Source organism: Streptomyces sp. JN8 (genome assembly GCF_055808075.1).
The window spans coordinates 3225793-3238264 of the sequence record NZ_CM147852.1; the positions used below are offsets into that span (position 1 = coordinate 3225793).

Here is a 12472-nt window from a genome sequence, read left to right on the forward strand (position 1 = left end):
CCCTTCTCCGTACCCGGCCGGCCGCGGCGGACGCACCGCCGGTCCGTCACCTCTTGAGCGCCGCCATGAGCGCGAGCATGTCCTGGCCGAGGGGGATCTCGATTCCGTCGAGCTCGATCTGATCGGACTTCGGGGTGCCGTCCTCGTTCCAGCTGGCCATCGAGGTGAAGGAGATCTCGATCTCCACCTGCCCGTCGAGCACGATGAGCTGTGCGCCGAAGTCGCTGACCTGCTGGTACGCCTTCTCGCCCAGCCCGGCGTACGGCTTCAGGTCGAGCCGGGCGGCCCTGGCGTCGAACTCGGGGCCGGGGTCCGTCACGAGGTGCCGGGTGTACGTGACGTTTCCGGAGAAGCCGGACTCCGGCGAGCCGAAGAGCACCGCGCAGTCGTGCACCTCCAGCTCCGGTGCGCGGCTCGCCTCCGCCTGGTTGTCGGGGTACCGCTTGCCCAGGACGGTGGTCAGCGCACCCAGCTTCGCCGTCCGGCAGAGGTCCGCCACCGTCTTGTACCCGCCCAGGTCGGGCCCCGGATCCTCCCCGCGCTGGACCGCGTAGAGCCCACCGCCCCACACCGCCGACGCCACCGCGGCGCCGCCGAGCGCCCACAGCCAGGGGCGGTGCGGCCGGGGCGGGCGCGGGTCCCGCGCCTCGGTCATCAGTTCGGCGGACGCGTGAACGGTGTCCCCGTCGAGCTCCGGTTCCGAGATCACGGGCGCTTCTCCGCCTTGCCCGCGAGCGTGCCGGGGGCGGGGGTCGGCGCGACCTCGTAGGCGGTCGCCCCGCGGGGCTCGGGGGCGCTGCGCAGGGCCTGCTCCGTGCTGTACGCGCGGAGGTAGCCGACCACCGTGTTGACGACGGCGACCAGGGGGACGGCGACCACGGCGCCGCCGATGCCGGCGGTCAGGCCGCCGGCCGCGACCGCGAGGACGACGGCCAGCGGGTGGACCCGCACCGCGCGCCCGAGGATGAAGGGCTGAAGGACATGGCCCTCGATCTGCTGCACGGCGAGGACGACGACCAGCACCATGAGCGCGGTGAACGGGCCGTTGGTGACCAGGGCGACCACGACGGCGAGGGCGCCGGAGACGACGGCGCCGACCAGCGGGATGAACGCGAAGAGGAAGATGAAGACGGCCAGCGGCACGGCCATCGGGACTTCGAGGAACCAGAGTCCGAGACCGATGAAGACCGCGTCGATCAGGGCGACGAGCACCGTGCCGCGCACATAGGCGGTGAGGGTGCGCCAGGCGCGCGGCCCCGCACCGGCGACGCCGGGCCGGGCCTGGGCGGGCACCAGCTTGAGCGTCCACTCCCAGACCTTCTTCCCGTCGTACAGCAGGAAGAGCGTCGAGAACATGGCGAGCAGGATGCCGGTCATCGCCTCGACGAAGACGGCGACGCCCTGGAGTCCCACGGAGGTGATCTGCTCGGCGTTGGCGCCGATGGTGTCGCTGAGGTTCTTCGCGATCTCGTTGATCTGGCGCTCGGTCACGTGGAACGGGCTGTCCAGGGCCCAGCGCTTGAGCTCCTCGATGCCGTCCTTGACCCGGTCGGTCAGGTTGTCGATGTTGTCCATCACCTGCCACACCACGAACCAGCCGACCAGGCCCATCACCACGAAGCCGGAGACGGCGGTGACGGCCGTCGCGAGTCCGCGGGGCAGCCCCCTCCTGCGGAGCATGGCCACGGTGGGCTGGAGCAGGGCGGTGATGAGCAGCGCGGCGACGAAGGCGAGGACGACCAGCTGGACGGAGCTGATCACCTTCATCAGGACCCAGACGGTGCCGGCGAAGACGAGCAGGCGCCAGCTCGCCTCGGCGGCGACCCGCATGCCCCACGGGATCGCGGCGACGGGGTCGGGCCGGGCGGCGACGGCGGGGGCGTACGAGGGGGGCGCGGGCACGGAGGCCGGGGCGGCGGCCGCCTCGGGGAGGGGTGCGGCGGTGTCCGGGTCGGCGTTCGGGTCGTCGGCGTCTCCGGTGCGAGCGCCGCCCGCGGTCCCGGCCGCCTGCCCGCCCGCCGGGGGCGCGTCGGCCGTCCGCCGCCGCTGCGGCTCCTCGTACGACGGGTCCATCGGATCGTCACGCTCCGCCTCGGCCCGCCGCTCGTCGAGGCGTTCACCCATACGGCTCAGGCTCGCGCCCAGCCGACCCAGCCACCCTGGCACTCTCGACATCGCTTTCCTCATCCCCCGCTCGCTTTTTCCCACTCGTTCCCCGGCGTTCCCCCCGGAATCCGTGGAGTTGTGAAACTACACGCGGGGAGCCCCCCACCGTAGGACGGTGGGGGGCTCCCCGAAGTCGAGCACGCCGTTCTAGTACCAGCGGTGGGACTGCCAGAACGACCAGGCGCCGCAGGGGCTGCCGTAACGGCTGTTCATGTAGTTGAGGCCCCACTTGATCTGGGTGGCCGGGTTGGTCTGCCAGTCGGCGCCCGCGCTGGCCATCTTGCTGCCGGGGAGCGCCTGGACGAGGCCGTAGGCGCCCGAGCCCGGGTTGACGGCCTTGTAGTTCCAGGTGGACTCGTGGTCCACGATGTTGCTGAAGCACTGGAACTGCGAGGCCGGGATCATCTGGCGGGCGATCGCCTTGACCTCGGCCACGGAGTACGAGCCCTGCGCGCTGAAGGTCGAGGCGTCGCGGACCGCGGAACGGCTGGCGCGCTCCTCGGCCTCCTTGCGCTCCTTCTCGGCCTTCTCCTCGGCGGCGACCTTGTCGGCGGCCTCCTTCTTCGCCTCGGCGTCCTTGGCGGCGCGGAGACGGGCCGTCTCCTCCGCGGACTTCTTGGCGAGGGAGTCGGCAGCGGCGGCCTGGACGTCGGCCTGCTCCGAGAGGGACGAGACCTGTACCTGGGCCTGTTCGCCCACGGGGATGTCCGCGAGCAGCGTGGTGTCGGCCGCGGTGGCCTCGAAGTTGTCGTCCGAGGACTGGGCGGCGTTACCCGACGCAACGCCCATGACGGCGCCGACGGTGGTGACCGCAGTGGCCGAAGCCACCGCGAATCCCCGGACCGAGATCCGGCTCACACGGTTTCCTTCCAGCACGCCCGCACAGGTGACCACGCGGGCGAAATCGTGCCCCTGGCGCTGGTCTCCGACGTACACGGTCACAGAAGACACGGGCCCGTGGTGCTGTGGGCGGCATACGGCGAACGGCTGTGGAGTTATGTGGTGCTTGTGCGCCTGAAGGTGCACGGGTGCCGTATGCGGGGCCTGACGGAAGCAAGACTCTGCCGGACGGCGACACCGCAAGGCAATTCTGCGTTGCGTGTGAAAGCTCACACCTGGGCGGGGGCAGGTGTTTTCGCAGATAAGGCGGACATGGGGGCGCCGCCCGGCTAAGCTCCTGCGCTCTGCCGGGCGGCGCCAACTTCCGTACGGGGACGGACCCGTACCGATCGGGTCAGATCTGACCGTCCTCCAGCATCTCCGTCACGAGCGCCGCGATCTGGGAGCGCTCGGAGCGGGTGAGGGTGACGTGGGCGAAGAGCGGATGCCCCTTCAGTTTCTCGACCACGGCGACGACTCCGTCGTACCGGCCGACCCTGAGGTTGTCCCGCTGGGCGACGTCATGGGTCAGAACGACCCGCGAATTCGCCCCGATTCGGGACAGAACGGTCAGGAGGACGTTCCGCTCCAGGGACTGGGCCTCGTCCACGATGACGAACGCGTCGTGGAGCGAACGGCCGCGGATGTGGGTGAGCGGCAGAACCTCCAGCATCCCGCGGCCGAGGACCTCCTCCACCACCTCGCGGCTCGCGACCGAGGACAGCGTGTCGAAGACGGCCTGAGCCCAGGGGCTCATCTTCTCCGCCTCGCTGCCCGGCAGGTAGCCGAGCTCCTGGCCGCCGACCGCGTACAGCGGACGGAAGACCATCACCTTCTGGTGCTGACGGCGCTCCAGGACCGCCTCCAGGCCCGCGCAGAGCGCGAGCGCGGACTTGCCGGTGCCGGCCCGGCCGCCCATGGAGATGATGCCGACGTCCGGGTCGAGGAGCAGGTCCAGCGCGATCCGCTGCTCGGCGCTGCGGCCGCGGAGCCCGAAGGCCTCCCGGTCGCCGCGGACCAGCCGCACGTTCCCCTCGGCGGTGACCCGGCCGAGCGCCTTGCCCCGCTCGGACTGGAGCACCAGGCCCGTGTGGACCGGAAGCTCGGCGGCCTCCGGCACGTACAGCGACTCCTGGTCGTAGAGCAGGTCGACCTGCTCGCCGGAGAGCGCCAGGTCGGACATCCCGGTCCAGCCGTTGGCGTCCGTGATGGCCAGTTCGGCCCGGTACTCCTCGGCGAGGAGTCCGACCGACGAGGCCTTGATGCGCAGCGGCAGGTCCTTGGAGACGACCGTGACGTCGTACCCCTCCGCCTGGAGGTTGCGCGCGACCGCGAGGATCCGTGAGTCGTTGTCCCCCAACCTGTAGCCGGCGGGCAGGATGCCGGGGTCGGAATGGTTGAGTTCGACACGCAGGGTGCCGCCCAGGTCTCCCACGGGGAGCGGGGCGTCCAGGCGTCCGTACCGGACTCGGAAGTCGTCCAGGAGGCGCAGGGCCTGCCGGGCGAAGTAGCCGAGCTCGGGATGGTGCCGCTTGGCCTCAAGCTCCGTCACCACGACGATCGGGAGCACGACCTCGTGCTCCTCGAACCGGGAGACGGCGTTGGGGTCGGCCAGCAGGACGCTGGTGTCGAGAACATAGGTGCGCCGGTCGGAAAGGCGGCGCTTCGTGCTGGTCACCACGGATGGACAGACCCCCTCGGAAGACCCCTGTGAGGTCGGGGTGCGACGGAACCGGTGTCGCTGCGGATTGGGACCGGGTTCGGGCCACCGTGCACGGGCCGAACCACGGCCCTCCGCTTCTCCCGTACGTGTCCCGCACGGTCGTCCTGGTGCAAGGGGCCTCCCGGGTGGCGGTCTCCGTGCCGCTCACTTCACCAGGGATATGCCCTCGAACAGGCTCAGCCATGCCATGGCATATGACGACGTGTTCGTGAACACGAGGTGATCGGTTCCGACCGGGTCGCCGGGCCCCCGCGGGGCCCGTCCGGATCCGGGGATCAGGTCCCGTAGCGCCGGTGCCGCGCGGCGTAGTCGCGCAGCGCCCGCAGGAAGTCGACCTTCCGGAAGGCCGGCCAGTGGACCTCACAGAAGTAGTACTCGGAATGGGCGCTCTGCCACAGCATGAATCCGGACAGCCGCTGCTCGCCGCTGGTGCGGATCACCAGGTCCGGGTCGGGCTGGCCGCGGGTGTAGAGGTGCTCCGAGATGTGCTCGACGTCGACGATCTCGGCGAGCTCCTCGAAGCTCGTGCCGCGCTCCGCGTGCTCCAGGAGCAGCGAGCGGACGGCGTCCGCGATCTCCTGGCGGCCGCCGTAGCCCACGGCCACGTTCACGAGTATCCCCGTGTTGTCGTGGGTGGACTGCTCGGCCTCCTTGAGCACCGACTGCGTACGGGCGGGGAGCAGGTCCATCGTGCCGACGTGGTGGACGCGCCAGCGGCCGTCGGCGGCCAGCGCCCGCACGGCGTTCTCGATGATGCCGAGCAGCGGGACGAGCTGCTCCTCCGGCCGGTTCAGGTTGTCCGTGGAGAGCATCCAGAGCGTGACGACCTCGACGTCGGTCTCGGCGCACCAGCCGAGCAGCTCCTGGATCTTGTCCGCGCCGGCCTTGTGGCCCTGCTCGGGCGTCCCGCCGGAGGCCTTGGCCCAGCGGCGGTTCCCGTCGAGGATGACCCCGATGTGCTTGGGCACCTGGTCATGGTCGAGGCGGCCTTCCACCCGGCGTGCGTAGAGCCCGTACACCAGGTCGCGCAGGTTCACTGTTCTTTACCTCTCCATGCAGCGGCAGGCCCGCCGTGCCGCGGCGGTCCGCAAGCCGCCACACTACTGCGCACGGGCGACAGGCTCCCAGCCCGGGACTGTCACAAGTCCGTGATAAGCAGAGATACGTGACTGATTCCCCCCTGTACCGCGCCGCAGCGGACCGCTACGACTCCATGGAGTACCGCCGCTCGGGCCGCAGCGGTCTCAAGCTCCCCGCCGTCTCCCTCGGCCTCTGGCACAACTTCGGCGACGACCGCGCCCTCGACACCCAGCGCGCGATCCTGCGCCGCGCCTTCGACCTCGGCGTCACCCACTTCGACCTGGCGAACAACTACGGGCCGCCGCCCGGCTCCGCCGAGCTGAACTTCGGCAAGCTCTTCGCCCAGGACTTCGCGCCGTACCGCGACGAGCTGATCATCTCCACCAAGGCCGGGTACGAGATGCACCCCGGCCCGTACGGCGAGTGGGGCTCCCGCAAGTACCTGCTGTCCTCGCTCGACGCCTCCCTGGACCGGATGGGCCTCGACTACGTCGACATCTTCTACTCGCACCGCTTCGACCCGCACACCCCGCTGGAGGAGACGATGGGGGCCCTGGCCTCCGCCGTCCAGCAGGGCAAGGCGCTGTACGTGGGCGTCTCCTCGTACAACAGCGAGCAGACCGCCGAGGCCGCGCGGATCCTGCGCGAGATGGGCGTCCGTCCGCTCATCCACCAGCCCTCGTACTCGATGATCAACCGCTGGACCGAGGAGGACGGCCTCCTCGACACGCTGGAGGCGGCCGGCATGGGCTGCATCTCCTTCGTGCCCCTGGCGCAGGGCCTGCTCACCGGCAAGTACCTGAAGGGCATCCCGGAGGGCTCGCGGGCCACCCAGGGCAAGTCCCTCGACCCGAACCTGCTCTCCGACGAGGTGCTGCGGCGGCTGCACGGCCTCGCGGAGATCGCGGGCCGGCGCGGGCAGACGCTGGCGCAGCTGGCGCTGTCGTGGGTGCTGCGCGACGAGCGGATGACCTCGGCGCTGATCGGCGCGTCCAGCGTCGCCCAGCTGGAGGAGAACGTGGCCGCCCTCGCGTCCGCGCCGCTGACCGCCGACGAGCTGGTGGAGATCGACTCGTTCGCCGTGGACACCGCGGGCACGAACATCTGGGCCGGCCGGGGCTGACGCGCTCCGGGTGACGGGGTGGGCCCCGAGGGGATCCGGGGCGGGCCCCGCCGCGGTCCGGGCAAGAAAAACGGGCCGGTCCGTGGGGGGGATACGGACCGGCCCGAGGGGGGGTTTCCACCATAACCCTTCGTTAGTCGTCTTGCGCGCCAGGTACGCCGAACGAACCCCGGCGAATTCCCCGGATCCCAGTCGGGACAAGGGGTTCAAGCCCCGGTGGCGGGTTTGCGCCCCGGCGCGGCGGCGGACTTCCGTCCCTCCCACGGGGGACCGCCCGGACCGGGCGCCGCGTTGACGGGACGCCCGCCGCGGACCGGCTCCCGGGCAGCTCGGAGCCCTTGCGCGGGCGGCCGCCCGCCGCGGCCGTCACCGCGGGCGACGGGCCGGTGACCGGCGGGCACGAACCCTCAGGGCAGGGCGGTGAACGCGCCGAGGAGCAGTCCCAGCAGCCCGCCCGCGAGCATGAAGGGCCCGAACGGGATCGCCGAGGAACGGTCGGCGCGGCGCAGGACCATGAGTCCGATCCCGTACGCCGACCCCAGCAGGAACCCGGCGAAGGCCCCGAAGAACAGGACGTCCCAGCCGTACCACCCGAGCGCCGCGCCCAGCGGCATCGCCAGCTTGGCGTCGCCGAGCCCGAAGCCGTCGCGGTTGATCTCGTGGAGCGCGCGGTAGGCGCCGCCGAGGACGAGCGCGCCGAGCACGCTGTGGAGCCAGGAGCCCATGGCGTACGGAAGGAGCGCGGCGAGCCCCAGGAGCAGCGGCACCGCGGCCGCCAGCGGCAGGGTGAGGACGTCGGGAAGCCGGCCCACGCGCGCGTCGACGCCGGCGAGGACGACGGCGAAGGGCGCGCCGAGCAGCCAGACCGCGAGCTCGGGCCGGGGGCCGCCGGTGGCGGCGGCCAGCGCGGCACAGGCGAGCGCGGTCAGCAGGGGCGCCGAGAAGGGCCCGCCGGGCGTCGCGCACTCCTGCCGCCCCGGCCCGCCGAGCCAGCCGCGCGCGGGCCCCGCGAAGACGTGCCCGGCGGGGCAGCGGTCCCGCCAGGGCTCCTCGGGTGCCACGGAGAGCCGGTACGCGGCGCGCGGCACGAGCAGCCCGACGGCGGCGCCCCAGAGGGCGGCGAGGGTGATCGTCGTGACGTACACGGACCGACCCTAGGGTCGCCGGACCGCTACGGTCTGGCGCATGGGGAAATGGGCGGACGGCACGGGGACGCTGACGGTCGGTTCGGGGGCGCCGGTGCGGCTGGAGGTGGCGGCCTCGTACCGGGCACGGCGGCGGGGACTGCTGGGGCGGGACGGGATCACGGGAGCGCTGCTCATCGTCCGGACGAACAGCGTCCACACCTTCGGGATGCGGTTCCCGATCGACGTGGCGTATCTCGACGGCTCGTTCACGGTCCGGTCCGTCGTCACGATGCGCCCGGGACGGCTCGGCATGCTCCGGCCGCGCGGCCGGCACGTCCTGGAGGCGGAGGCGGGCGCGATGGCGGGCTGGGGGCTGCGGCCGGGGGTACGCGTGCGCGTGGAGACGGCCGGAGACGTCACGGCGGGCCCGGCCCCAGGAGCGTGAAGGCGCCGTATCCGGCGGAGGCGAGGGCGAGCCCGGCGAGGACCGGTGCGGCGGTCCTGGCGCGGAGCCGGGCGAGGGCCGCGGCGGGCGGGAGCAGCAGCCCGAACGCGGGCATCATCAGCCGCGGCCGGGAGCCGAAGTACGCGGCGCCCACGAGGGAGACGCCCACGACCCCGATCGTGTAGACGAGCAGCGGCAGCGGCTGGCGCTGCCGCACGCAGAGGACGACCAGCCGGCCGAGCAGGGCGAGCGCCGCGCAGAGCCCGAGGGCCGCGGGCCAGGGCAGACCGGCGATGAACCGGGCGAGGGCGACCCCGCCGTCGATCGAGTTGCCCCAGGCGGCCTGGACCTCGAAGTAGGCGGTCACGCTGTCCCGGCGGACGCCCACGTACGCGATGTACCCGAGCCAGCCGAGCGGCGCGATCAGGACTCCTAGGAGCGTCCGCGCGGGCAGCCGACGGTCGCGGACGAGCCCCTCGAGGGCGGTCAGCCCGAGGGCGGCGATCAGCGCGACGGCCGTCGGGCGGGTGAGTCCGGCGGCCGCGCACAGGACTCCGGCCAGGATCCAGCGCCCGCGCAGGACCGCGAGGAGCGACCAGGCGGCCAGGGCGGTGAAGAGCGTCTCCGTGTACGCCATCGACTGGACGAACGCGGTCGGGTACACGCCCCAGAGGACGGCGAGCAGCACGCCGGTCCGGGGGCCGAAGGCGTGCGCGCCGCACCGGTACATGCCCCAGGCGGCGGCGATCCCGGCGGTCCAGGAGACGAGCAGCCCGGCACCGGCCGCGTCCAGCGGGAGGACGGCGGAGAGGCCGCGCTCCAGGGCCGGGAAGAGCGGGAAGAACGCCAGGTCGGGGTGGACGTCCCCGTTGGGCAGGGTGGACTGGTACCCGTAGCCGTTCTCGGCGATCCGCACGTACCAGACGGAGTCCCAGCGGCCCTTGAGCCGGTGCAGCCCGTCCTCGCCGGTGACGGCGGAGGCGATCGCCAGGACCGCGAGGCCGACGAGGCGGGTGAGGGCGTACCCGCCGACGGCCAGGACCGCGGGGTCGAGGGCACGGAATCGGCCGGCGAGACGGGCGGTGCGGCTGTGGCCGGTGAGGGCGGGCGGGGCCTGCGGGGACATGCGCCCGATTATCCCGGCGGTGCCGAGGGCTCAGCCCCGGGACACCGTCCCGGCGGTCCGAGGGCTCAGCCCCGGGGCCTTATGCGGACGAACTTCGCGGCCATGACCGGACCGAGCTGCTGGACGATGGCGTGCCCCGGCTCGTGCGGCGAGGGCAGGTCGCCGAGGAAGGAGGTGACGATCACCTCGTCGACGCCCAGGACGCCGCGGCAGCTCTGCTCCTCCAGGAAGGCGAGGGTGCGGCGCCAGTCGGCCGCGCACGGGGTCTCGCCGAGGAAGGAGCGGACGGTGTCCTGGACCACGTCCCAGAAGAACACGTGCGGCTGCACGCCGCCCTGGTGGAAGACGTGGTTGTCGTACACGTCCCGGAACTCGGGGATCCGGGTGACGAGGTCGCTGACCAACTGCACGCTCTGCGTACTCTGCGCGCCCTGCGTGCTCCGCGGTCTCTGCGCGGATCTCTGCGCGCTCTGCGGACTCGGGACCGCGCCCGGGGTGTCGCCCGTCGTCGTCATCCGTCCAGAATGCTCCTGCCCGGCGGGCTTGTCCCGCCACCTTTGCGCTTTCCTGACGTCGGCTTTCGGCAGGTTTTCCACAGGGGGTGCGAAGTGTCCCTCTTCCGTGGATCGTTGGGCGTATGTACGAGTTGGCGATCCTCGCGAGGGGCGGGGTCCTCCTGACGATCTGGGCGCTCGCGGCGGGCTGGCCGCCGGGGCGGCTGGCCGGCCGGCTGCGCCGGGACGGCTGGCAGCGGATCTGCCGGGGCGCGTGGGCGGCCCCGGGCAAGGAGGTGGACTGGCGGGTGCGGGCGACGGCGCTCCAGTTCCTGCGCCCGGAGTGGGTGTGCAGCCACGGGACGGCGGCGCGGCTGCACCGCATCGAGCGACTGGGAGCGCGAGGGGGTGCGGAACCGCTGGAGTTCACCGCCCCGGCACCGTCCCGCTCGCCGTCCGAACCCGCGGCGGGCGGGGGGACACCGGTGCGCGTCCACGGCACGAGGTTCCTCACGGCGGCGGACCAGTCGATGCGGCGGGGCCTGCGGACGACGACCCCGGCGCGGACGGTCGGCGACCTGATACGGGCGGCGGGCGGCCGGGAGGAGGCCGTGGTGGTCGCCGACTCGGCGCTCGCCCGCCGGGCGGTCGAGGGCGTGCGGCGCGAGGCTCTCGTCCGGTACGAGGACCTCGCCGCCGAACTCGCGGCGCCCCGGCGCGGATCGCCCCGCGCCCGCGCCTGGCTGCGGCTGGCCGAGCCGGCCTCCGGCTCCCCGGCGGAGACGGTGGCGAGGCTGCGGATGGGGGACGCCGGCCTCTTCCCGGAGTCCCAGCCGATCCTGCGCCCGGCCTCGGGGCCGCCGCTGCGCCCGGACTTCCTGTTCCGCGCGGAGGGCCTGGCCGTGGAGGTCGAGGGGTACGCCTTCCACGGCACCCGCCGGGCCCACGAGCGGGACGCGGCCCGGTTCAACGCCCTGCAGTCCTGCCCCGAGGTCCGCCGGGTGCTGCGGTTCACGGCGGGCGAGGTCTTCCGCCGCCCCGACCGCGTGACGGCCGTGATCAGGGCGGCGCTGGCGCTCTGACGAGGACGTCAGGGGGCGGCGGGCGGGCTGGTGCGGGGGAAGGAGATCTCGACGCGGCGGTTCTTCTTGCGGCCCTCCTCGGAGCCGTTGTCGGCGATCGGGTAGTCCTCGCTGTAGCCCCGGATGTCGAAGGTCGTGCCCGGGTCGAGGCTCCGCGCCAGCACCTGCTGCACGGCGACGGCCCGCTCCTTCGACAGCTTGAGCCCGTGCTCGTACGTCCCGAGGTTGTCGGTGAACCCGAAGACGCGGACGCGGCCGGACCCGAGTCTGTTGATCTCGGCGGCGATCGCGGCGATACGGGCGTTGGCGGCGGCGCCGAGCTTGGCGCTGTTCTTGGGGAACAGGACCTCGGCCTGCAGCGCGAACGTCACGTCCACGTTGGTGTCCTGGCGCCGCTGCTCACCGCCCTCGTCCTCGACGATCTGCTTGATGTCGAGCACCTTGGCGGCGGCGAGGGTGGCCCCGTCGGGAAGCATCAGCCCCGGGGCGTTCGGATCGATGGCCGGCGGCGGCGAGGCACTGGCGGCGGCCCCGGGCGGATCGTCGGCGTACGCGACGGGCACGAGGAGGGGCCCCAGCGCGACGGAGGCGACCAGAAGCGCGGCGAGGCGGCGGGATGTCGTCGTCATGGCGTCGCCTCAGGAGAGTTTGAGGGTGGCGGGTTCGAAGGTGGGGAGTTGGAAGGAGACCGCTGCGGTGCCGGCCGGGGGTGCGGGGAATTGCAGGAACACCGGAATCCCCTGTCCGGCGCCGATGTTGGAGAGCCCTGATGTGGTCAACGGGCGGCCGTCGGTGTCCCTCAGCACGTAGTACCGCTTCTTCCCCACCGCATCGACCAGGGTGGCTCCCCCGAGGGAGTTGCCGTGCTTCACGACCTCCGTCTCGTCACCGCTGAGACGGGACGGAACGATGGTTCCCGTGTCCGAGGTGTTCTTCAGCTGTCCCTTGACCGTGAGGAATCCTCCGGCGTCACGCTCCGCCAGGTTGATGGCCAGCTCAAGCCCCTTCTGACCCTTGAGGGTGGCCAGAACCTCCGTCGGCGTCTCGGCGCTGGGCTGCTCCGACCCTGCCCGGGTCGTCGACGGAGACGGAGTGGCGGTCGCGGCCGGCTTGTTGGCCAGCGGCTTGTCCTCGGCCCCGCAGCCGACCGCAAGGAGAGCCACCGATGCGACGGCGAGGGCGGCCAGCCCCGTTCGTGCGTACCGAACATTCATGAAGCGCGCTTCC

General features: G+C 72.5%; 13 protein-coding genes. 3 read left to right on the forward strand and 10 right to left on the reverse strand.

Annotation, left to right across the window (positions count from 1 at the left end):
- Positions 1-46: 46 nt before the first annotated feature.
- From ACY0MR_RS13795 to ACY0MR_RS13815, 5 genes are all read right to left on the reverse strand, one after another.
- Positions 47-709 carry a hypothetical protein gene (locus tag ACY0MR_RS13795; RefSeq protein WP_473560926.1) on the reverse strand — a complete coding sequence of 221 codons (663 nt, stop codon included), beginning with the start codon at positions 707-709 and terminating at the stop codon, positions 47-49.
- Positions 706-2175: an AI-2E family transporter gene (locus tag ACY0MR_RS13800; RefSeq protein WP_473560928.1), complete on the reverse strand. Its 1470-nt coding sequence runs from the start codon at positions 2173-2175 to the stop codon at positions 706-708. Before ACY0MR_RS13800 ends, ACY0MR_RS13795 begins: the two co-directional genes overlap by 4 nt.
- A 138-nt stretch (positions 2176-2313) precedes the next feature.
- Positions 2314-3024 (reverse strand): aggregation-promoting factor C-terminal-like domain-containing protein, encoded by a 711-nt coding sequence (locus ACY0MR_RS13805; RefSeq protein ID WP_361861611.1) that lies wholly within the window; start codon positions 3022-3024, stop codon positions 2314-2316.
- Positions 3025-3400: 376 nt separating this feature from the next.
- A complete protein-coding gene (locus ACY0MR_RS13810; protein WP_073909792.1) occupies positions 3401-4726 on the reverse strand; it encodes a PhoH family protein in 1326 nt (441 codons plus the stop codon).
- Positions 4727-5043: 317 nt separating this feature from the next.
- Positions 5044-5805: an isoprenyl transferase gene (locus ACY0MR_RS13815; protein ID WP_073909796.1), complete on the reverse strand. Its 762-nt coding sequence runs from the start codon at positions 5803-5805 to the stop codon at positions 5044-5046.
- Positions 5806-5933: 128 nt separating this feature from the next.
- Here ACY0MR_RS13815 and mgrA point away from each other — a divergent pair, with 128 nt between their 5' ends.
- Positions 5934-6971: an L-glyceraldehyde 3-phosphate reductase gene (gene mgrA / locus ACY0MR_RS13820; RefSeq protein WP_388793107.1), complete on the forward strand. Its 1038-nt coding sequence runs from the start codon at positions 5934-5936 to the stop codon at positions 6969-6971.
- A 407-nt stretch (positions 6972-7378) separates the two neighbouring features.
- Here the strand turns inward: mgrA and ACY0MR_RS13825 are convergent, their stop codons facing one another.
- On the reverse strand, positions 7379-8116 hold the full coding sequence (locus tag ACY0MR_RS13825; RefSeq protein WP_388793105.1) for a prepilin peptidase: 738 nt from the start codon (positions 8114-8116) through the stop codon (positions 7379-7381).
- 40 nt (positions 8117-8156) lie between these two features.
- On the opposite strand from ACY0MR_RS13825, the gene ACY0MR_RS13830 reads away from it, so the two are divergent.
- Positions 8157-8543, forward strand: coding sequence for a DUF192 domain-containing protein (locus ACY0MR_RS13830; RefSeq protein WP_388793103.1), 387 nt, complete (start codon positions 8157-8159; stop codon positions 8541-8543).
- On the opposite strand, the gene ACY0MR_RS13835 is transcribed toward ACY0MR_RS13830, so the two are convergent.
- A complete protein-coding gene (locus ACY0MR_RS13835) occupies positions 8515-9669 on the reverse strand; it encodes a hypothetical protein (protein WP_473560932.1) in 1155 nt (384 codons plus the stop codon). The two genes, ACY0MR_RS13830 and ACY0MR_RS13835, sit on opposite strands and share 29 nt — an antisense overlap.
- A 65-nt stretch (positions 9670-9734) precedes the next feature.
- A complete protein-coding gene (locus tag ACY0MR_RS13840; protein ID WP_388793099.1) occupies positions 9735-10079 on the reverse strand; it encodes a hypothetical protein in 345 nt (114 codons plus the stop codon).
- A 227-nt stretch (positions 10080-10306) separates the two neighbouring features.
- Between ACY0MR_RS13840 and ACY0MR_RS13845 the strand changes: the two genes are divergently transcribed.
- Complete coding sequence (locus tag ACY0MR_RS13845) at positions 10307-11245, forward strand: hypothetical protein (RefSeq protein WP_473560934.1); 939 nt, start codon at positions 10307-10309, stop codon at positions 11243-11245.
- A gap of 8 nt (positions 11246-11253) precedes the next feature.
- On the opposite strand, the gene ACY0MR_RS13850 is transcribed toward ACY0MR_RS13845, so the two are convergent.
- Entirely contained in the window at positions 11254-11874 is a 621-nt protein-coding gene (locus ACY0MR_RS13850) for an OmpA family protein (RefSeq protein ID WP_473560936.1), read from the reverse strand.
- Positions 11875-11883: 9 nt separating this feature from the next.
- Complete coding sequence (locus ACY0MR_RS13855; RefSeq protein WP_403312255.1) at positions 11884-12459, reverse strand: hypothetical protein; 576 nt, start codon at positions 12457-12459, stop codon at positions 11884-11886.
- Positions 12460-12472: the final 13 nt, after the last annotated feature.